The organism is Amycolatopsis sp. NPDC005961 (assembly GCF_040629235.1).
GTDB classification, from domain to species: Bacteria; Actinomycetota; Actinomycetes; order Mycobacteriales; family Pseudonocardiaceae; genus Amycolatopsis; species Amycolatopsis camponoti.
The window spans coordinates 1-22,346 of record NZ_JBEXVF010000114.1 but is presented as its reverse complement, the minus strand read 5'-3'; the positions used below and the strand labels follow the sequence as shown (position 1 = coordinate 22,346).

Genomic DNA, 22,346 nt, shown 5'->3' with positions numbered 1-22,346 from the left:
TACATACCAACCGCCCGGTTTACAACTAGGGGAACCCCAGAAACCGGCCCCTGGCAAGGCACTTGACGACCGCTCGAAGAACAAACCGACCGACCTCCCGGTTTTGTCTTGAAAACCGACCTCCCGGTTTAGTACGCTCCCCAGTGTGGGACCGGGCACATGGGCGCTGGAGGACACACTGGGGGCGCCAGGCCGGGCAGATCCGATCGACGCGGACACCGGAGGCACTGGAAATGGACTACGAGATACTGGGGCAGCTGAAAGTCGGCGGGCGGCCCGGCGTCAGCGCCCCGCGGGCACGCAAGATCGAGACACTGCTCGCCGTGCTGCTGGTCAAGCGCAACCAGGTGGCGACCACCGAGCACCTGATCGGCGAGCTCTGGGGAGAGCACCCGCCGGCCCGGGCGAGCGCCGCGCTGTACGTCTACGTCTCGCAGCTGCGGAAGCTCCTGCGCGGCACGGGTGAAGACGCGGACGACAGCCCGGTCGTGACGAGCCCGCGCGGCTATTCGCTGCACGTCACCGACGGCGAGCTGGACGCCGACCGCTTCACCCGCCTCTACGAGCGAGGCCGGGCCCTGTACTGGGACCGCAACTACAAGGAGGCCGCGGCCGTCCTGCGCCAGGCCGCGAACCTGTGGCGCGGCGAGGCGTTCGGCGGCTTCACCGACTCCCCCGACGTCCAGGCGTACGCCACGCTGCTGGAGGAGACCCGGCTGGAGTGCCTGGAGCTGCTGATGGAGACCGAGCTGCTGATCGGCAGGCACCGCGAGGTCGTCGGGCAGCTTTCCGCGCTGGCCAAGGAACACACGCTGCGCGAAACGTTCTACGAGTACCTGATGACGGCCCTGCTGCGGTCGAACCGCCGTGCCGAAGCGCTGGAGACCTTCGCTTCCGCCCGGCACCACCTCGTCCAGCAGCTGGGCATCGAGCCCGGCAGCTCGCTGCGGAAGCTGCACCACAGCATCCTCGTCGGCGAGATGTCGGACGCGGTCTGATCCTCCTCCACGTCCGGCCCGAAGAAGCCCGGTCCACCGCCACCAGCGGGGACCGGGCTTCTTCGTCAGCTGCGGTAGAGGGAAACGACCGGCGAACCGCACGCGGCGGGCTCGCCGTACCAACCGCCCCAGCGACTGTCGAGCGCGAGATCGGCCAGCTCGGCCATCAGGTCCAGCTCCGCGGGCCACACGTAGCGCAGCGGCACGCCGTCACTCAGGAACAGCGTCTGGCGGGCGCAGTCGTGCCCGGTGACGAGCGGGTGCGCCGCCCAGCGGGCCGGGTCCGGGTGGAACCCCTGGACGACCAGGCCGCCGCCGGGACGCAGCAGCGTCGCGAGCCGGCGAACGAGGCGCACCTGCTCCCGCTGCACGAGCAGCCGGGAGAGGACGTCCGAGCCCGCGTAGACGACGTCGAAGCGCTGGCCGGGCAGGCTGTCGAAGTCTGCCTCGGAAACGGCGTAACCGGCCGACGCGAGCGTGTCGGCCACCGGGCCACCGCCCGGGACGAGCACGCGCGGGCGGCGGGCGACGCGGTCGGCGACCTCGGCGAGGAACGCCGCCGCGCCGGCCGGATCCGCGGCCAGCGGTGCACACCAGGCGTCAAGGGCCACGGCCGGGTTCTCGGCGATGCGGGTCGGCATCGGGGCCACCTCACTTCACGGACTGGTCGGATGTTCTCTACGCAGAGTGCCGGACCGATCTAAAGTCGACCTAGCGCACGCGAAAAGGCGGCCCGTGCTCGGAGCACGGGCCGCCTGGGCGTTCGCGGGAGATCAGCCGCGGGCGCGCTGGTGGAACTTCCGGATCGCCAGGTACGCGGCCCCGGCGGTGATGACGGTCCACCAGGCCAGCGCCAGCCAGCCGGTCGAACCCAGGTCCGTGCCGTTCATCAGGCCGCGCAGGGCGTCGATGAGCACGGTCACCGGCTGGTTGTCGACGACCACCCGCAGCACCGACGGCATCGACGCCGTGGGCACCAGCGCGCTGGTGGCGTAGGGGACGAAGACGAGGATCATGCCGAGACCGCCCGCGCCTTCGACGGTCTTGGCGATCGACCCCAGGAGCGTCGCGAGCCAGAACACGCCGGTGGCGAACAGCGTCAGCAGGCCGATCGCGCCGAGCCAGCCGAGCACGCCGGCCGCGGGGCGGAACCCGACGGCCAGGCCGACCGCGACCATCACCACGAACGAAAGCAGGCTGCGCAGCACGCCGGAGACGACGTGGCCGACGAGCACGGCCGGGCCCGCCATGGGCATCGACCGGAACCGTTCCACCAGGCCCTGCGTGAGGTCCGAGGCCACGCCCACCACCGTGGACGTCGAGTTGAAGGCGACGCTGATGGCCAGCAGGCCGGGCACCAGGTAGTCGATGTAAGCCATGCCCGGCACGGTGATGGCGCCACCGAACATGAAGCGGAACAGCAGCAGGAGCGTGATCGGCAGCGAGACCGCCTGGATCAGCATCTCCATGTTGCGCGCGATGTGCTTGACGTTGCGCCCGACCAGCACGCGGCAGTCGGACAGCGCCAGCGCGAACGAGGATCGGCTCGGGGTGTCGGGGAGCTGCGTTCCCTCGACCTCCCTGGACAGGGTCTGGGTCATCGCTTCTCTCCCGCGGTTCCGGTAAGGGTGTGGAAAACGTCGTCCAGGGTCGGCTCGGACAGCTCGAGACCGGTGGTCTCGAAACCCGCGTCGGCGACCTGGTTCAGCACCCGCCGGACCTGGCCGGGCTGGTCGATGGCGACGCTGACCGTGTCGTCGATCAGCACGCCGCCGGTGATGCCGTGCACGCGCTCCGCTTCGGCGGCGGTGGCGAAGGTGAGCTTCAGCCGCTCGGTGCCGACCTTGCGCTTCAGCTCGGCCGCGGTGCCCTCGGCGACGACGCGGCCCTTGTCGATCACCGCGATCCGGTCGGCCAGCTGGTCGGCCTCTTCGAGGTACTGCGTGGTGAGCAGGATCGTGGTGCCGCCGTCGAGCAGCTCGCGGATCGCGTCCCACATCGCCGAGCGGCTGCGCGGGTCGAGGCCGGTGGTGGGCTCGTCGAGGAACAGCACCGGCGGCGAGGTGATCAGGCTGATGGCCAGGTCGAGCCGGCGGCGCATGCCGCCGGAGTAGGTCTTGACCTGGCGGTCGGCGGCTTCGGTCAGGTCGAACTGGGTGAGCAGCTCGGTGGTGCGGGTCTTCGCCTCGGCCGTGGCGAGGTGGAACAGCCGAGCCATCATCTGCAGGTTCTCGCGGCCGGTGAGCAGCTCGTCGACCGCGGTGTCCTGCCCGGTGAGGCCGATCTGCTCCCGCACCTTGCGCTTGGGCCCGCCGAGGTCGTGGCCGTTGATGGTCACGGTGCCGGCGTCGGCGTCCAGCAGGGTGCTCAGGATCCGCACCGTCGTGGTCTTCCCGGCGCCGTTCGGGCCCAGCAGCGCGAACATCGTGCCGCGCTGGACACTCAGGTCGACGCCTTCCAGGACGTCCACGTCGCCATAGGACTTGCGCAGCCCCCGTGCTTCGATTGCGTAGCCGGTGACCATCGGTTACCTCTCCTCATTCGGATCAAGATCGTGGTGAAGCACGGGAACTCTCCGTTCCAGTGGGCCATAGCCCGTTCGGGAGCGGCAATAATGGCCGGGTCGGGCCGGGTTAGGGGTGGACTCCTCAGTCGTCGTCCCCACCGCCGATCGCCATGCTGATCAGGGCGTCGGTGTCGAGGTCGTCGATCGTGGCCTCTTCGACGGCTTCGGTCTCTTCTTCTTCGGGCAGACGCACTCCGGCCAGCTCCAGCAGCCCGTCCAGGAGCCCCGCGGCGCGCAGCTTCTCCAGCGGGATGCCCGCCAGCGCGTCGCGAACCCCTTGCTCCGTAACGGTTTCCTCGACGACCTCGACCTCGGCCGGCGCGAGTTCGCCGACCAGGTGCTCGGCGAGGATCCGCGGGGTCGGGTAGTCGAAGATCAGGCTCACCGGCAGCTTCAGGCCGGTGACGAGGCTGAGCTTGTTGCGGAACCCGGTGGCGGACAGCGAGTCGAAGCCGACCTCGTTGAACGAGCGATCCGGTTCCACCGCCTCCGGCCCGGCGTGACCCAGCAGCGCCGCGGCGTGCGTGCGGACCAGGGTCAGCACGGTCGGGACGCGCTTGGCCACCGGCAAGCCCGCCAGCTTGCGGGCCAGCGTCTCGGTGTCCTCGGCCGCGTCCTGCGCCGCGCGCCGGCCGGGTGTACCCGCCAACCCGCGCAGGACGGCGGGCAGGTCGTCGTCACCGGACGACGCCAGCACCCGGGTGTCCAGCGCGATCGGCACGAGCAGCGCTTCCGCCGCACCGGCCGTCGAGTCCAGCAGCCGCAGTCCGTCCTCAGTGGACAGCGCCGTGATCCCGATGTGGTGCGTGTCCGCGCCTTCCAGCGCTTCACCCATGCCGTCGGCCCACAGGCCCCACGCGAGCGACGTGCCCGGGAGACCTTCGGCCCGGCGCCGGACGGCGAGGGCGTCGAGGAACGCGTTGGCCGCGGCGTAGCTGCCCTGTCCCGGGGCGCCGAGGACGCCGGCGGCCGAGGAGAACAGCACGAACGCGGTCAGGTCCAGGTCCCGGGTCAGTTCGTCGAGGACCGACGCCGCGTCGGCCTTCGGGCGCAGCACGGTGTCCAGGCGGTCCGGGGTCAGCGACGTCAGGATGCCGTCGTCGAGGACACCGGCGGCGTGCACCACGGCCCGCAGCGGCGCTTCGGCCGGGATCGCGGCGAGCAGTGCGGCGACGGCGTCGCGGTCGGCGACGTCGCAAGCGGCGATCGTGACGTCCGCGTCGAGCGCGGCTAGTTCGGCCGCCCCCGGCGCGTCGACGCCTCGGCGGCTGACCAGCAGCAGGTTCCGCACGCCGTGCTCGGCGACCAGGTGCTTCGCCACGGCCGAGCCCAGCGCGCCGGTGGCGCCGGTGACCAGGACCGTGCCTTCGGGGTCCCACACCGGTGCGGAGGCCGCGTCGGCCGCCTTGGCCAGCCGCGGCACCAGGACCGCACCGGCCCGAAGGGCGACCTGCGGCTCGTCGGACGCCGCCACCGCGGCCAGCGTCCGGCCCGCCGGGGTGCCCGCGCCGAGGTCGACGAGGGTGATCCGGTCCGGGTGCTCGGCCTGCGCCGAACGAACCAGACCGGCCACAGCGGCCCCGACCGGGTCGGGGTTCTCCCCCGCCTCGGTGGCCACCGCGCCGCGGGTCACGACGATCAGCGACTCCCCCGGTCCGGCCAGCCAGGACTGCAACAGGCCGAGTACGCGGTGCAGTTCGGCGTGCAGGTCGTCGCCGGCCACCGGGAGCACGGCCGGGCCGGTCGCGTCCGCCTCGGCACTCAGCGCTTCGGTGAGACCGAAGGCGTCGGTACCCAGCACGGACCAGTCGGTGACCTCGGCGACGGCGTCCAGCTCGGCGGGTTCCCAGGCGACCCGGAACAGCGAGTCGCCGCCGCTCGGAGCCGCGGCCTGCGGAACGGCGGACATCGGGCGCAGCAGCAGCGACTCCACCGACGCGACCGGGGCGCCGGCCCCGTCGGCGACGTCCAGCGCGACCGCACCGGTGCCGACCGGGCGGACGTGGACGCGCAGGGTCGTCGCACCGACGGCGTGCAGCCGCACGCCTTCCCACGCGAAGGGCAGGGCCGGTTCGGACCCGGCCGCGCCGGAGACGCCGATGGTGTGCAGCGCGGCGTCGAGCACGGCCGGGTGGACGCCGTAACGGTCCACATCGGACACCGAAGCCGGGAGCCGGATCTCGGCGAACGCCTCGCCGTCGCGCTTCCAGGCCGCGACGAGCCCGCGGAACGCCGGACCGTAGGCCAGGCCGTCGGCGGCCAGCTCCTCGTAGGTGCCCTCCAGCCGCACCTGCTCGGCGCCGGCGGGCGGCCAGGCCGTCAGGTCGAAGTCCGCCGCCTTGCCCGCCTTGGCGAGCTTGCCGGTGGCGTGCCGCGTCCACGCGGCCGCCGAGCCTTCGGGACGCGAGTGGACGCTGAACGCGCGGGTGCCGTCGGCGCCCGGGGCGTCGAGGGCGAACTGGACGCGGACACCGGTCCGCTCCGGCACGACCAGCGGGTACTCCAGGGTCAGCTCGTCCAGCCGCGGGCAGCCCGCCTCGTCGCCCGCGCGGATCGCCATCTCGACGAACCCGGTGCCGGGGAACAGGATCGAGCCGCCGACGACGTGGTCGGCCAGCCACGGGTGGGTGCCCACGGACAGCCGTCCGGAGAACAGCAGTCCCTCGGCGCCGGCCAGTTCGAGGGCCGCCCCGAGCAGCGGGTGGTCCTCCTGGCTGACCGATCCGGTGGTGCTCTCCAGCCAGAAGCGCTGCCGCTGGAACGGGTAGGTCGGCACCGCGACCGGCCGGGCGTCGGTGGGCTCGTAGATCGCGGCCCAGTCGACGTCGACGCCGCTGACGTGCAGCTGCGCGACGCCGGTCAGCGCGGCGACGGCTTCGTCGTTCTCCTTGTGCAGCATGGACGCCAGTACCTCCGGCCGTTCGTCGAAGCACGCGGCCGTCATCGCGGCGAGCGTGGTGTCCGGACCCAGCTCCAGGAACCGGTTGACGCCCTCGGCCGCGGCGCGGGTGACCGCGTCGGCGAACCGGACGCCTTCGCGCACCTGCTGGACCCAGTACTCCGGCGAGGTCAGGTCGGCGCCCTCGGCGACCGTCGAGATGACCGGGATCCGCGGCGACGCGTAGGTCAGCTTCGCGGCGATCGCGCGGAACTCGTCGAGCATCGGGTCCATCAGGCGGGAGTGGAAAGCGTGCGACACCTTCAGCTGCTTGGTGCGCTCGAACTTCGCCGCCACCGCGGCCACGGCGTCGGCCGCTCCCGAGATCACGACGGAGTTCGGCCCGTTGACCGCGGCGATGTCGACGCTGTCGTCGCGAACTTCCTCCGGCGTCGCCTCGATGGCCACCATCGCCCCACCGGTGGGCAGCGCCTGCATCAGCGCACCCCGGGCGACCACCAGCTTGGCCGCGTCCGCCAGGGAGAGCACGCCCGCGCAGTGGGCCGCGGCGATCTCGCCGATCGAGTGGCCGACGAGGACGTCCGGCTTGACGCCCCACGCCCGCACCAGGCGGAACAGCGCGACTTCCAGCGCGAACAGCGCGGGCTGCGTGTAGCGGGTCTCGTCCAGCTCGTCGGTGACCGAGCGGATCGACCGGTCGAGGTGGCGGTCCAGCTCCCCGCAGACTTCGTCGTACGCGGCGGCGAAGGCCGGGAACTGCTCCGCGAGCCGCGCGCCCATGCCGACGCGCTGCGCACCCTGGCCCGCGAACAGGAACGCCGTGCGCCCGCCCGCCGTCGCGATACCGCTGACGACGCCGCGTGCCTCCTCTTCGTCGACCAGCGCGGCGAGACCGCGGACGAACTGCGGCGACCGCTGGCCGATCAGCACCGCCCGCCGGTCGAACGCGCTGCGCGTGGTGGCCAGCGAGAACCCGATGTCGGCGAGGCTGCCCTCCGGGTCTTCGTCCACATAGGACATGAGCTGCTCGGCCCGCGCCCGCAGCGCGGCGGCGCCGCGGCCGGACACCGGCCAGGCGACCGGGCCTTCGTGGTCGTGCCCGGCGGTGACTTCCCGGCGGTCACCCTCCTCCAGGATGACGTGGGCGTTCGTGCCGCTGACGCCGAACGACGAGACGCCGGCCCGGCGGATGTGCCCGTTGGGCAGCCACTTCACCGGCTCCACCAGCGCCCGGACCGAGCCGGACGACCAGTCGATCTCGGTGGACGGACGCCCGACATGCAGTGTCGCAGGGAGCTCGCCCTGGCCCATGGCCATGACCATCTTGATCACCCCGGCCGCGCCGGCCGCGGCCTGCGTGTGGCCGAGGTTCGACTTGACCGACCCGATCCACAGCGGACGGTCGGCCGAGGTCTCCTTGCCGTACGTGGCGAGCAGTGCCTGGACCTCGATCGGGTCGCCCAGCTTCGTGCCGGTGCCGTGGGCCTCGACGGCGTCGACGTCGGCCGCGGTGATGCCCGCGTCGGCCAGCGCCGCCCGGATCACGCGCTGCTGGGCGGGGCCATTGGGGGCGGTGAGGCCGTTGGACGTGCCGTCCTGGTTGACCGCGCTGCCCTTGAGCACCGCGAGCACCGGGTGACCGAGGCGGCGGGCGTCCGACAGCCGCTCCAGGACGACCATGCCGACGCCCTCGGACCAGGTGGTGCCGTCGGCGTCGTCGGAGAAGACCTTGCAGCGGCCGTCGGCGGCCAGTCCCTTCTGGCGGCTGAACTCGACGAACGTCTCCGGCGTCGCCATCACGGTCACGCCGCCGGCCAGCGCCAGCGTGCAGTCGCCGCCGCGCAGGGCCTGGGCGGCCATGTGCATCGCGACCAGCGACGACGAGCACGCCGTGTCGACGCTGACCGCCGGGCCCTCCAGGCCGAGCGTGTAGGACACCCGCCCGGTGACGATCGAGCCGGCGCTGTTCGCGCCCACGTAGTCGTGGTACTGGACGCCCGCGTAGACGCCGGTCGGGCTGCCCTTGAGCGACGTCGGGTCGATGCCCGAGCGCTCGAGGGCCTCCCAGCAGGCTTCCAGCAGGAGCCGCTGCTGCGGGTCGATGGCCGGGGCTTCCTTCGGCGAGACGCCGAAGAACGTCGCGTCGAAGTCGCCGGCGTCGTGGACGAACCCGCCGCGGGCGACATAAGTGGTCCCGGGACGGCGGCCGGTCGGGTCGAGCAGGCCGTCGACGTCCCAGCCACGGTCGGCGGGGAAGTCGCCGATGGCGTCCCGGCCGTTGGCGACCAGCTCCCACAGCTGCTCGGGCGAAGTGACCCCGCCGGGCAGCCGGCAGGCCATGCCGACGATCGCGATGGGCTCGTCGTGCGCCGCGGACGCCACGGTGACGACCTGGTCCGGCGCGCCCACCAGCTCGGTGAGCAGGTGGGTGGCCAGCGCCGACGGCGTCGGGTGGTCGAAGATCAGGGTCGCGGGCAGCCGCTGCCCGGTCGCCGCGGTGAGGCCGTTGCGCAGCTCGATCGCGGTGAGCGAGTCGAAGCCGAGCGACTGGAACTGCGCGCCCGGCTCGATCTCGTGCGAACCGCCGTAGCCGAGCACGGTGGCGGCGTGGCCGCGGACCAGCTCGAGGACGGCGTCGGCCCGATCCGCCTCCGGCAGGGCCAGCAGGCGGGTGGCGAACGAGTCGGCGACCGTCTGCGTCCCGGCCGCGACCCGCCGGGCGCGCCGTCCGGTCAGCTCTTCGAGGGTCTTCGGAATGACGTCCAGCTTCCGCAACGCCGGCAGGTCGAGCTTCACCGGCACGACGGCGGCCTGGCGGGAGGCCAGCGCGCGGTCGAAGAGGTCCAGAGCGTCCGAAGTGGACAGTGGCACGACGCCACCCGCGCCGAGGCGGGCGACTTCGGCGGCGGACAGGGTGCCGCCCATGCCGCCGACCTCGCCCCACAGGCCCCAGCCCAGCGACAGCGCGGGCAGGCCGTGCGCGACGCGGTGGGCGGCGAGGCCGTCGAGGAACGCGTTCGCGGCGGCGTACCCGCCCTGGCCCGGGGCGCCGAGGACGCCGGAGACCGACGAGAACAGCACGAACGCCGAGAGCGCCGTGTCGCGGGTGAGTTCGTGCAGGTTGAGCGCGCCGTCGACCTTCGGCCGCAGCACGGTGTCGACACGCTCGGGCGTCAGCGCGGTGATGACGCCGTCGTCGAGGACGCCGGCGGCGTGCACCACGGACGTGAGCGGGTGCTCGGCGGGGATCGCGGCCAGCACGGCGGCGAGGGCGGCGCGGTCGGCGACGTCGCAGAGCGCGATGTCGACGTGGACGTCCAGCTCGGCACCCAGGCTCTCCAACTCGGGCGTGCTGCGGCGGCTGACCAGCAGGAACCGCCGGACGTCGTGCTGCCGCGCCAGGTGCCGGACGAGCGCGCCGCCGATCGCGCCGGACGCGCCGGTGACCAGCACGGTGCCGCCCGGGTGGAAGTACGCCGGTTCGGCGGCCGCCGCGGTGCGCACCAGCCGCGGGACGAGCACCGTGCCGAAGCGGACGGCGGCTTGGGGTTCCCCGGTGGCGAGGACCTGCGGCAGAACCTCGGCCGCGGTGCTTTCCGCGTCCAGGTCCAGCAGCACGAACGTGTCCGGGTTCTCCTCCTGTGCCGACCGCACGAGACCCCAGGCCGCGGCGGCAGCGAGGTCGGTGACTCCCCCGGCGGCCGCGACGGCCCCGCGGGTGACGACGACCAGGCGCGCGTCCTCCGGGTGCTCTTCACCGAGCCAGTTCTGCAGCGCGGCGAGCACACCGTGGGTCAGTTCGTGGGTGCCGGTGCCCGTGCACTCGAAGACCTCGACGGCGGAGGCGTCCACAGTGGACTCGGCGGGGATCCGCTGCCACTCGATCCGGTAGAGCGGCGCCTCGGCCGCGACCGGCGCGGTGAACGCACGGAACACCGTCTCGGCGACGGTGGCGACCGGCGCGCCCGTGGTGTCGGCGAGGTCGACCGCGAAGCTGTCCTCGGTGGTCGGGGTGAACCGCACCCGCAGCGCGGAGGCACCGGTGGCGTGCAGCTCGACGCCGGTCCAGCAGAACGGGACGCGGCCGACTCCGCCGTCTCCCCCGCCCGCGACGCGCAGGGCGTGCGTGCAGGCGTCGAGCGCGGCCGGGTGGAGGCCGAAGCGCTCGGCGTCGCTGTCCTCGGGCAGGGCGACCTCGGCGAACACCTCGCGGCCGCGCTTGAAGACGGCGCGCAGCGAGCGGAAGAGCGGGCCGTAGGTGAGGCCGGTGTCCGCGAAGTCGTCGTAGATGCCGTCGATCGCGACGGGCTCGGCGCCCGCGGGCGGCCATTCGGTCAGTTCGGTGCCGCGGTGGGTCTGCGGCGCGACGGTCCCGCCGGCGTGCAGCACCCACGGCTCGCCGGTGTCTTCGGGGCGCGAGTGGATCTGCACCGGGCGGACGCCGTTCTCGTCCGCAACCCCGACCGTCACCTGCACCTGGACGCCGGTGCGGTCCGGGACGACCAGGGGGCTGCCGAGCGTCAGTTCTTCGATCCGGCCGCAGCCGACCTGGTCGCCGGCGCGGATGGCCAGCTCCAGGAAGGCCGTTCCGGGCACGGTGGCGACGTCGCCGAGGCGGTGCCCGTCGAGCCACGCGTGCGTCTCGAGCGACAGGCGACCGGTGAGGACGACGCCGTCGGTGTCGGCGAGTGCGATGGCCGCGCCGAGCAGCGGGTGCCCGGCGGAGGTGAGGCCGGCCGCGGTCACCTCGTCGCGGTTGGCGCGGGCGTCGAGCCAGTAGCGCTTGCGCTGGAAGGCGTACGGCGGCAGGTCGGCGCGCCGGGCGCCGCGGCCCTCGAACACCGCGGCCCAGTCCGGGTTCAGGCCGCTGACGTACAGCTCGGCCAGCGCCGTGAGCGCCGCCCGCGGCTCGGGACGGTCCTTGCGCAGGACCGGCACGACCACGGCGTCCGTCGCCTGGCGGGTGAGCGCGGACAGCACGCCGTCCGGCCCGATCTCGACGAACCGCGAGACGCCCTGGGTGCCGAGCGCGGTGAGCCCGTCGTGGAACCGGACGGCGGCGCGGACGTGCGAGACCCAGTACTCCGGCGTGGCGATCTCGGCCCCGGCGATCGAGCCGGAGACGTCGGACACCAAGGGGATCGTGGGCGGGGTGTAGGTGAGCGTGCGCGCGACCTCGGCGAACTCGGCCAGCATCGGCTCCATCAGCGGCGAGTGGAACGCGTGCGACACCTTGAGCTTCGACGACTTGCGGCCTTCGAACCGCGCGACCACGGCGGTGACGGCGTCTTCGGTACCGGACAGCACAACCGAGTCCGGGCCGTTGATCGCGGCGATGCTGACGTCCGCGGTGAGGTGCGGCGTGACCTCGTCCTCGGTCGCCTGCAGCGCGACCATCGCGCCCCCGGTCGGCAGCGCCTGCATCAGCTTGGCGCGGGCGGCGACCAGCTTCGCCGCGTCGGCCAAGGACAACACCCCGGCGACGTGCGCGGCGGCCAGCTCGCCGACCGAGTGGCCGAGCAGGAAGTCGGGCTTGATGCCCCACGAAGACAGCAGCCGGAACAGCGCGACCTCGATCGCGAACAGCGCGGGCTGGGTGTAGCCGGTCTGGTTGATCAGGCGCGGCTTGTCGAAGACGACCGTCTTCAGCGGCCGGTCGAGGTGCTGGTCCAGCTTCGCGCAGACCTCGTCCAGCGCGGTGGCGAAGACCGGGAACGCGGCGGCCAGCTCGGCCCCCATGCCGGCCCGCTGCGCGCCCTGACCGGAGAACAGGAACGCGGTCTGTCCTTCGACGGACGTGCCGGTGACCACGTTCGGGGACGGCTCGCCGTCGGCGAGGGCGGCGACCCCGGCCTTCCCGTCGAGCACCACGGCGCGGTGGCTCAGCGGCGAGCGGGACGTCGCCAGCGAGAAGCCGAGGTCGAGCGGCGACACACCGTCCACAACGGACAGCAGCCTCGCGGCCTGTGCCTTCAGCGCCGCGGTGCCGTGCCCGGCGAGCGGCCACGGGACCGGCACCTCGGACGGCCAGCTCGGCGTCGTCTCTTCGACCTCGACGGGCGGGGCCTCTTCGACGATCACGTGCGCATTGGTGCCGCTCACGCCGAACGACGAGACGCCTGCGCGGCGCGGCTTGTCGCCCGCGACCCACGGCTGTTCCTCGGTCAGCAGCGAAACGGTGCCCGCCGTCCAGTCGACCTCGGTGGTCGGCTCGGTGACGTGCAGGGTCTTCGGCAGCAGGCCGTTCCGCATGGCCTGCACCATCTTGATCACGCCGCCGACGCCGGCCGCGCCCTGGGCGTGCCCGATGTTCGACTTGATCGAACCGAGCCACAAGGGACGGTCGCGGTCCTGGCCGTAGGTGGCGAGCAGCGCCTGCGCCTCGATCGGATCGCCGAGCGTGGTGCCGGTGCCGTGTCCTTCGACGGCGTCCACATCGGACGCCGAGAGCTGCGCGTTCGCCAGTGCCTGGCGGATGACGCGCTGCTGGGACGGCCCGTTGGGAGCGGTGAGGCCGTTGGACGCGCCGTCGGAGTTGACCGCGGACCCACGCACGACAGCGAGGACGGGGTGGCCGTTGCGGCGCGCGTCGGACAGGCGCTCCAGCAGGAGGGTGCCCGCGCCCTCGGCCCAGCCGGTGCCGTCGGCGCTGTCGGAGAACGGCTTGCAGCGGCCGTCGGCGGCGAGCCCGCGCTGACGGCTGAAGGCGACGAACGGGCCCGGGCGCGACATCACCATCACGCCGCCGGCGAGCGCCAGCGCGCAGTCGCGCTGGCGCAGGGCCTGCACGGCCAGGTGCAGCGCGACCAGCGAAGACGAGCAGGCCGTGTCGATCGTGATGGCCGGGCCCTCGAGACCCAGCGCGTAGGCGATCCGGCCGGAGATGACCGAGCCGGCGTTGCCGGTGCTCAGGTAGTCCTGCACTTCACCGGCGAGCACCGACGGCGGCAGCTCGTCGTAGTAGTCCTGGTCACCGCTGCCGAGGAACACGCCCACCTGCTGCTTCGCCAGCGAATGCGGCGCGATGCCGCCGCGTTCGAAGGTCTCCCACGCCAGCTCCAGCACCAGCCGCTGCTGCGGGTCCATGGCCAGGGCTTCGCGCGGCGAGACGCCGAAGAAGGGGGCGTCGAACTGGGCGACGTCGTGGATGAAGCCGCCCTCGCTCACGTAGCTGGTGCCGGGGCTGTCGGGGTCGGCGTCGAACATCGAGTCCAGGCCCCAGCCGCGGTCGGTGGGGAACGGGCCGATGGCGTCGCGGCCTTCGGCGACCAGGGTCCAGAGGTCCTCCGGCGAGCGGACGTCGCCGGGGTACCGGCAGCCCATCGCGACGATCGCGATCGGCTCGGCGTCCGCGGCTTCGACCTCGCGCAGCCGCTCCCGCGTCTCCTGCAGGGTGGCGGTCACCCGCTTCAGGTAGTCGACCAGCTTGCTTTCGTCAGTCATCGTGGAGATACCTCTCAGGCGCCGAGCTCGTTGTCGATGAGGGCGAACAGCTCATCCGTGGTCGCGGTCTCCAGCACGTCGGTGGCCTTGGTGCCGGACAGGGTCTTGTGCAGGGTGGTGACCATCGCCTGCAGCCGGGCGACGATCCGGGACCGGTCGATCTCGGCGGCGTCCAGAGCCGCCGCGACGGCTTCGAGGCGGTCCAGCTCCACTTCGAGCGGGACGGCGGCCTCGCCGCCGCCCAGCTGGGTCCACAGGTGTTCGGCGAGTGCCTGCGGGTTGACGTGGTCGAAGGCGACGGTCGCCGGGAGCTTCAGCCCGGTGGCCGCGCCGAGCCGGTTGCGCAGGTCGACCGCGGTGACGGAGTCGAAGCCCAGCTCCTTGAACGCGCGGGCCGGCTCGACCGCCGATCCGCCGTCGTACCCGGCGACCACGGCGACCTGGCCGCGTACCAGGTCCAGCAGCGTCCGCTGCTGCTCGGCCGGGGTGAGCGCGGCCAGCTTCGCCTTGAAGTCGCCGGTGTTCTCGACGGCTTCGGCCTTGTCCTCGGCGACCTCGGGCAGCGAACGCAGCAGCGGCCGCGGGCGGGCGAGCTGGTAGACCGGGGCGAACGCGGCCCAGTCGATGTCCGCGACCACCAGGTGGGTCTCGTCGTGGTCCAGGGCCTGGCCCAGCGCCTCGACGGCCAGTTCCGGGGGCATCTCGGCCAGCCCCATGCGGCGCAGCAGGTCACTCGCCTCGGCGTCGACCATGCCCCCGCCACCCCACGAACCCCAGGCGATCGCGGTCGCGGTGCGGCCCGCGGCGCGGCGGCGCCGGGCGAGCGCGTCGAGGTAGGCGTTGCCCGCGGCGTAGGCGGGCTGGCCCGAGGTGCCCCACACAGCGGCACCGGAGGACATCAGCACGAACGCGTCCAGCTCGGTGTCGCCGAGCAGCTCGTCGAGCAGCGCCGCGCCGGTGACCTTGGCGCGGGTGGCCGCGGCGAACTCGGCGGGCGTGACGTCGGCCAGCGGCGACTCGGCGGTGAGGACACCGGCGGCGTGCACGACGGCGGTCGGCGGGTGCTCGGCCAGCAGCGCCTCGACCTGCTCCTTGTCGGAGACGTCGCAGGCCACGACCGTGGCACCCAACTCGTCGGCCAGCTCCCGCGCACCGGGCGCGTCGAGCCCTCGACGGCTGGTGAGCACGATCTTTTCGGCGCCGCGACCGGCCAGCCAGCGCGCGACGTGCGCGCCGACCGCCCCCGTGCCGCCGGTGACCAGGACCGTCCCGCGTGGCTTCCATTCGTCCGCGGTGCCCTTGAGCGGAGCGTGGACCATGCGCCGGGCGAACACCCCGGACGACCGGATCGCGACCTGGTCTTCACTGTCCACACCGGACACGACGGCGGCCAGGCGGACGACGTCGGCGGGGCCGTCGACGTCGACGAGGCCACCCCAAGTGGCGGGCTGGTCGAGCGCGGCGACCGTACCGAGGCCCCACACGGCGGCGGCGGCCGGGTCGGCGCCGGAGAAGGCGTCGACCGCGACGGCGCCGCGGGTGACGACCCACACCGGAGCGTCGCTGTCACGCAGGACTTGCAGCAGGGCGATGGTGGCGGCGACCGCGGTGCTGAGCGCGGGATGCTCCGGGTGTTCGCGGGTGTCGAGGGCCAGCAGCGACAGCACGCCGTCGAACGGCCGCACCGCCGTCGCTTCGGTGAGCACCTCGGCCAGCTCCCCATACTCGACGATCACCCGGACGACGTCGCCCTGCTCGGCGAGTGCGTCGGCCAGTTCGGCCGCCTCGGGGACGCCGGCCGGGACGACGACCAGCCAGGTGCCGATCAGGCCGCCCGTGACGCTCACCGGCGCCCAGGAGACGCGGTAACGCCAGGACTCCACTGTGGACAGCTCGGTGCGGCGGCCGTGCCACGCGGCCAGGGCCGGGACGACCTCGGCCAGCGGGGCGGCTTCGACGCCGAGCCGCTCCGCGAGACTGTCGACATCCCCGCTCGTGACGTCCTGCCAGAAGTCCTGGTCGGCAACCTGCGCGGGCGCCGCCGTCGTGGTGGCTTCCTCTTCGAGCCAGAAGCGCTTGTGCTGGAAGGGGTAGGTCGGCACGTCGGTGATCCGGCCGCCGGGCACCAGCGACGCCCAGTCCGCCGCGCCGCCGCGGACCGAGTGCTCGGCCAGCGACGTCGCGAACCGCGTGAGGCCGCCTTCGTCGCGCCGCAGGGTGCCGGTGACGGAACCGTGGTACCCGCCTTGGTCCAGGGTCTCCTGGATGCTCATCGCGAGCACCGGGTGCGGGCTGACCTCGACGAACCGGGTGTAGCCCGCCTCGGCGAGCTTCGCCACGACCGGCGCGAACCGAACCGTGGTGCGCAGGTTGGTGAACCAGTACTGAGCGTCCACAGTGGACCCCAGCTCTTCGGTCACCGTGGACGTCATCGCAACGCTCCCGGCACCGGGCGTGATCGGGCCGAGGTCGGCCAGCAGGCGGTCGGCCAGGTGCTCGACGTGCGCGGAGTGCGACGCGTAGTCCACCGGCACGCGCTTGGCGCGGAAGCCTTCGGCGAGGAGCTGGTCGCGCAGCTCGTCGAGGGCTTCGCCGTCGCCGGACAGCACGGCCGAGGTGGCACCGTTGTCGGCGGCCAGCGAGATCCGGCCGTCCCAGGCGTCCAGCCGGGTGAGCAGCTCGGCGGCGGGGAGACCGGCGGCGAGCATGCCGCCGCCGCGACCACCGAGGACGTCCCCGATCGCCTTGCTCCGCAGCGCGACCACGCGGGCACCGTCCTGAAGGGACAGTGCGCCGGAGACGCTCGCCGCGGCGATCTCGCCCTGCGAGTGCCCGATGACCATGTCCGGCTCGACGCCGTGCGCGCGCCACAGCGCGGCCAGCGAGACCATCACCGCCCACAGCATCGGCTGGACGACGTCGACGCGGTCGGCCGGCGGCGTGCCGGGCTCGCCGCGCAGCACGGCGATCACGGACCAGCCGGTGAACTCCTGCAAAGCCGCGTCACACTCGGTCATCCGCGCGGCGAACGCCGGCGACTGCTCGATCAGCTCGATCGCCATGCCGGTCCACTGGGAGCCCTGGCCGGGGAAGACGAACACGGTCTTGCCGCGGACGTCGGCGGTCCCGGTGACGACGTCGGGCCGCGAACCGCCCGCGGCCAGCGTCTCCAGGGCCTGCTTGGCGTCCGTCGAGAGCACCACGGCGCGGTGGTCGAGCTTCGCGCGCCCGGTGGCGAGGGTGTACGCGACGTCCGCGAGGTCACCGTCCACCCGGGACGCGAGCTGCGCGGCGGCCTCGGCCAGCGCGGCCGGGGTCTTCGCCGACAGCACGAGCGGGCAGACCGCGGGCTTCGGCGTCTCGGCGACGTCGGTCTCGGGGGCCTGCTCCAGGATGACGTGCGCGTTGGTGCCGCTGACGCCGAACGACGACACGGCGGCCCGGCGCGGCCGGTTCACCTCGGGCCAGTCGCGCGGCTCGGTGAGCAGCTCGATGGCGCCGGCCGTCCAGTCGACGTGCGTCGACGGCGTGCCGACGTGCAGGGTGCGCGGCGCCTTGCCGTGCCGCAGCGCCTGCACCATCTTGATCACGCCCGCGACACCGGCCGCGGCCTGCGGGTGGCCCATGTTGGACTTGATCGAGCCGAGCAGCAGCGGCTCGCCCGTGGCCCGCTGGCCGTAGGTCTCCATCAGCGACTGCGCCTCGATCGGGTCGCCGAGCGCGGTGCCGGTGCCGTGCGCCTCGACGAGGTCCACATCGGACCGCGACAGGCCGGCGTCGGCCAGCGCGGCCTCGATCACCCGGACCTGTGACGGGCCGTTGGGCGCGGAGAAGCCGTTGCTGGCGCCGTCCTGGTTGATCGCGGAGCCGCGCAGCAGCGCGAGGACGCGGTGGCCGTTCCGACGCGCGTCGGACAGCTTTTCCAGCACGAGGACGCCGACGCCCTCGGCCCACGACGTCCCGTCGGCATCGTCCGAAAAGGACCGGCTGCGGCCGTCGGCGGCCAAGCCTCGGCGGCCGCTGAAGTCGACGAACATCTCGGGCGTCCCCATCACGGCGACGCCGCCGGCGAGCGCGAGCGTGCAGTCGCCGTCCCGCAGGCCCTGCGCGGCCATGTGCAGCGCGACCAGCGACGACGAGCACGCGGTGTCGACCGAGACGGACGGGCCTTCGAGGCCGAGGGTGTAGGAGACCTGGCCCGAGACGAGGCTGCCGTCGGGGCTGCCGCCGCTGTAGTCGTGGTACATGACGCCGGCGTAGACCCCGGTCGGGCTGCCCTTGAGTGCGTGCGGGTCGAGCCCGGCGCGTTCGAAGGCCTCCCACGAAGCTTCCAGGAGGATCCGCTGCTGCGGGTCGGAGCGGCGGGCGTCGCGGGGGCTGATGCCGAAGAACTCGGCGTCGAAGCCCGGGGCGTCGTAGAGGAAACCGCCGTGCCGCGTGTAGGTCTTGCCGGGCCGGTCCGGGGTGGGGTCGTAGATGCCCTCGACGTCCCACCCGCGGTCGGCGGGGAACTCCCCGATGACGTCCCGCCCCTGGTCGACCAGGTCCCACAGGTCGTCCGGCGTGCGGACGTCCCCGGGGTAGCGGCAGCTCATGCCGATGATGGCGATGGGTTCGGAGTGCTGAGCTTCCAGCTCCTGCACGCGGCGGCGGGCCGCCTGCAAGTCCGCCGTCGCGCGCTTCAGGTAGTCGCGGAGCTTGTCCTCGTTGCTCATGAGATCCCCAGTTCTTCATCGAGCACGGCGAAGAGCTCGTCGTCGGTGGCTTCGTCCAGGTCGGCGGCTTCGGGGGTGCCCGTGGCCGCCTCGGTCCACTTGCGGGACAGCGCCTCGAGGCGGGCGGTGACCTTCGCCGTCGAGCCGTTCAGCGAGCCCGCGGCGGCCAGGGACGCCTCCAGGCGGTCGATCTCGGCCAGCAGCGAGTCGGCCGGGCCGCGGCCCGGACCCAGTAGGGCGTGCAGGCGCGCGGCCAGCGCGGCCGGTGTCGGGTGGTCGAACACGATCGTCGCCGTCAGCTTCAGGCCGGTCAGCGCGCCGAGCTGGTTGCGCAGCTCCACCGACGTCAGCGAGTCGAAGCCCATCTCTTGGAAGGCGCGCTCCGGCTCGACGAACCCGAGGCCCAGCACCGCCTTGACCTGGTCGGACACGACCCCCAGCAGGTACGCCTGACGTTCGGACTCCGGGAGCGTCGCTAGCCGGGCCGTGACGGCGCCGTCGGTCTTCGCCGCCGTCCGGCGGGGTGCCGCGGGCCGGACCATGCCGCGCAGGACCGGTGGCAGCGAATCCGCGCGAGACCGCAGGGCCGCCATGTCCAGCTTCACCGGCGCGAGGACTGCGTCCTCGGCGACCAGGCAGGCGTCGAACAGCGCGAGTGCGTCGGCGGTGGCCATCGGCGGGGTGCCGAGGCGGCGCAGGCGGCGGAAGTCGGCCTCGGCCAGCTCGCCGGCCATGCCGCCGTCTTCGGCCCAGGCGCCCCAGTCCAGCGCGGTCGCCGGGAGACCCTGGGCGTGGCGGTGGCGGGCGAGCTCGTCGAGGAAGGCGTTGGCCGCGGCGTACCCGGCCTGCCCGGCGGCCAGCACCGTGCTCGCGGCTGAGGAGAACAGGATGAACGCGTCGAGGTCCCGCGTGAGCTCGTGCAGGTGCCAGGCACCGTCGACCTTCGGGGCGAAGACGCGGTCCAGCTCCTCGTCGGTGAGGTTCTCGACGCGGCCCGCGGACGGGACGCCCGCCGCGTGCACCACCGCGGTCAGCTCGACGCCGTCGACCAGCGCCGCCACGGACGCGCGGTCGGTCACGTCGCAGCTGGCGATGGTGACTTCGGCGCCCCAGGACTTCAGCTCTTCGCGCAGGGCCGCGGCGCCGGGTGCGTCCGCGCCGCGGCGGCTGGTCAGCAGCAGGTTCCGGACGCCGTGGCCGGTCACCAGGTGCTTCGCGACGACGGCGCCGAGGCCGCCGGTACCGCCGGTGATCAGGACCGTGCGCTCGAGGTCCCAGCCCAGGTCACCGGACGGCGTCGCCGCGACCAGCCGGGGGACGTACGCCTGCCCGTCGCGGACGGCCACCTCGGGCTCGCCGGTGGCCAGCGCGGTTTCGGCGTCGCCGTCGACGAGCACGAACCGGCCCGGGTTCTCGGCTTCCGCCGCGCGCACCAGGCCCCACACCGTCGCGAGCGCCGGGTCGACGTCCTCGCCGTCGACCGACACCGCGCCGCGGGTGACGACGGCCAGGCGCTCCTCGGAGCCCTGGATGGCGGCGAGCACCTGCCGGGTGGCCGCGCGGGCCCGCTCCGGAACCGGACCGTCCGGTGTGGACACTTCCAGCACCTTCGCGACGACCGCCGGGCCCGACGGCGCCGGTTCCCAAGCCGTCCGGAACAGCGCGTTCGGGGTGAGCTTGTCGAGCGAGATCGCCCGTGCGGCCAGGGAATCGACCGTCAGCACCGGGTTTCCGGTGGCATCGGCGATCCGCAGGGCGATGGTCTCCGGCCCGGTCGGCGACACGTGGACGCGGACCGCTTCGGTTCCGGCGGCGTGCCAGGTCGTGCCGCTGAAGGAGAACGGCAGCATCGGCTCGACGTCGTCGTCGCCGGGGGCCGGGCCGAGCAGCTGGGCGTGCATCGCGGCGTCGAACAGCGCCGGGTGCAGGCCGTAGTCGCGGGCGCCCTCGGGGAGCGCGACCTCCGCGTAGACGTCGTCGCCGCGGCGCCACATCGCGCGCAGGCCCTGGAACGCCGGGCCGTAGTCGTAGCCCAGGTCCGCGAGCTGCGCGTACGGGTCTTCCAGGGGGATCTCGGTGGCTCCGGCGGGCGGCCATTCGGCGAGGTCGAACGCCGGCGCGTCCGCTTCGGCCGTGATGAACCCTTCGGCGTGCCGGGTCCAGGCGTCTTCGCCGTCCGGTCGCGAGTGGACGGTCAGCCGCCGCCGGCCGCCGTCCTCGGCGTCCAGGGTGACCTGGAGGGCCGCGCCCGTGGTCAAGGTGAGCGGGGCCTGCAGGGTCAGCTCTTCGATCCCGGTGTAGCCGATCTCGTCGGCGGCGGCGCGCGCCAGCTCGACGAACGCCGTGCCGGGCAGCAGGATCGTGCCGAGCACGACGTGGTCGGCGATCCACGGCACGGTCTCGGCCGACAGCCGCCCGGTCAGCACGACCGTGTCCGACTCGGGCCCGCGGACGACGGCGCTGAGCATCGGGTGCGCGGCCGGCTGCTGGCCGTGGTCGGCGGCGTCGCCGGTCGTGGTGGTGGCCGGCAGCCAGTAGCGGGTGCGGCGGAAGGCGTAGGTCGGCACCTCGACGCGTCGCGCCCCGGCGTAGAACGCTTGCCAGTCCACGGGAATCCCGCGGGCGTGCAGCGCGGCGACCGCGGTGACGACGGCGTGGGCCTCGTCGCGGTCCTTGCGGGCGGCCGGGACGAAGGCGAGCGTCTCGTCGTCCAGTGCGGTGTTCGCGGCGGCGGTCAGGACCGGCGCCGGGCCGATCTCGACGAACGTCCGGACACCTTCCTCGACCAGCGCGCGCAGGCCGTCGTCGAACCGGACGGTCGCGCGGACCTGCTCCACCCAGTACTCCGGCGAAGTCAGGTCGGCGTCGGCGGACACCGTCGAGACGATCGGGATTTCGGGCTTCGCGTAGGTGAGTTTCGCCGCCACGGCCGCGAACTCGGCCAGCATCGGCTCCATCAGCGGCGAGTGGAAGGCGTGCGAGACGTGCAGCTTCTTGGGGCGCTCGAAGTGCGCGACGACGGCGGCGACCTCGTCCTCGGCGCCCGAGACCACCAGGGAGCGGGGGCCGTTGATCGCGGCGATGCTCACCCCGGCCGTCAGCAGCGGGGTCACCTCGGCCTCGGTCGCCGGGATCGTGACCATCGCGCCCCCGGCAGGCAGGGCCTGCATGAGCCGCGCACGGGCCGCGACGAGCGTGCAGGCGTCGTCGAGCGAGAGGATCCCGGCCACGTGGGCCGCGGCCAGCTCGCCGATCGAGTGGCCCAGCAGGTGGTCGGGCCGGACGCCCCAGGATTCCAGCAGCCGGTATAGCGCGACCTCGAACGCGAACAGCGCGGGCTGCGTGAAACCGGTCCGGGCCAGCGCATCGGCGTCGTCGAAGACCGCGCGGTCGAGGTCGAGCCGGGCACACACGGCGTCGAGCGCGGCGGCGAACACCGGGTACTTCGCGGCGAGGACCGTGCCCATGCCGGCGCGCTGGGCGCCCTGACCGGTGAAGAGGAAGGCCGTCCGGCCGGTGCCCCGGCGGTCGCGGACGACGTTCGGCGCGTTCTCCCCGGCGGCGAGCGCGGTCAGCCCGGCACGCAGCTCGGCGACGTCGGAGCCGACGACGACGGCGCGGTGGTCCAGCGCCGAGCGGGTCGTGGCCAGCGAGAACCCGATGTCCGCCAGGTCTCCCTCGTGGTCCACGAGCTGCTGGGCCTGAGCGGCGACAGCGTCCGCGGT

The 22,346-nt window shown here is 73.4% G+C and carries 7 protein-coding genes; 1 reads left to right on the top strand and 6 read right to left on the bottom strand.

The features are described 5' to 3' along the window. Positions 1-233: 233 nt before the first annotated feature. Positions 234-998: an AfsR/SARP family transcriptional regulator gene (locus tag ABZ342_RS46760; RefSeq protein ID WP_155544781.1), complete on the top strand. Its 765-nt coding sequence runs from the start codon at positions 234-236 to the stop codon at positions 996-998. Positions 999-1,063: 65 nt separating this feature from the next. On the opposite strand, the gene ABZ342_RS46755 is transcribed toward ABZ342_RS46760, so the two are convergent. The 6 genes from ABZ342_RS46755 to ABZ342_RS46730 all read right to left on the bottom strand — a co-directional run. Continuing rightward, a complete protein-coding gene (locus tag ABZ342_RS46755) occupies positions 1,064-1,639 on the bottom strand; it encodes a hypothetical protein (protein ID WP_360487948.1) in 576 nt (191 codons plus the stop codon). 132 nt (positions 1,640-1,771) lie between these two features. Continuing rightward, positions 1,772-2,599, bottom strand: coding sequence for an ABC transporter permease (locus tag ABZ342_RS46750; protein WP_155544780.1), 828 nt, complete (start codon positions 2,597-2,599; stop codon positions 1,772-1,774). Then, entirely contained in the window at positions 2,596-3,522 is a 927-nt protein-coding gene (locus tag ABZ342_RS46745; RefSeq protein WP_360487944.1) for an ATP-binding cassette domain-containing protein, read from the bottom strand. Before ABZ342_RS46745 ends, ABZ342_RS46750 begins: the two co-directional genes overlap by 4 nt. A 124-nt stretch (positions 3,523-3,646) precedes the next feature. Next, positions 3,647-13,906, bottom strand: coding sequence for a type I polyketide synthase (locus tag ABZ342_RS46740; protein ID WP_360487941.1), 10,260 nt, complete (start codon positions 13,904-13,906; stop codon positions 3,647-3,649). Between the two features lie 14 nt (positions 13,907-13,920). After that, positions 13,921-18,621, bottom strand: a complete 4,701-nt coding sequence (locus ABZ342_RS46735; RefSeq protein WP_360487938.1) for a type I polyketide synthase — start codon at positions 18,619-18,621, stop codon at positions 13,921-13,923. Then, a partial coding sequence (locus ABZ342_RS46730; RefSeq protein WP_360487935.1) for an SDR family NAD(P)-dependent oxidoreductase occupies positions 18,618-22,346 on the bottom strand: 3,729 nt, incomplete at its 5' end. The genes ABZ342_RS46730 and ABZ342_RS46735, both read right to left, overlap by 4 nt.

What these genes read in the sequence shown, in the direction of transcription:
- ABZ342_RS46750 (WP_155544780.1), bottom strand. Translation starts at nt 2,599, where the DNA reads ATGACCCAGACCCTGTCCAGGGAGGTCGAGGGAACGCAGCTCCCCGAC.
- ABZ342_RS46735 (WP_360487938.1), bottom strand. Translation starts at nt 18,621, where the DNA reads ATGAGCAACGAGGACAAGCTCCGCGACTACCTGAAGCGCGCGACGGCG.
- ABZ342_RS46745 (WP_360487944.1), bottom strand. Translation starts at nt 3,522, where the DNA reads ATGGTCACCGGCTACGCAATCGAAGCACGGGGGCTGCGCAAGTCCTAT.
- ABZ342_RS46760 (WP_155544781.1), top strand. Translation starts at nt 234, where the DNA reads ATGGACTACGAGATACTGGGGCAGCTGAAAGTCGGCGGGCGGCCCGGC.
- ABZ342_RS46755 (WP_360487948.1), bottom strand. Translation starts at nt 1,639, where the DNA reads ATGCCGACCCGCATCGCCGAGAACCCGGCCGTGGCCCTTGACGCCTGG.
- ABZ342_RS46740 (WP_360487941.1), bottom strand. Translation starts at nt 13,906, where the DNA reads ATGACTGACGAAAGCAAGCTGGTCGACTACCTGAAGCGGGTGACCGCC.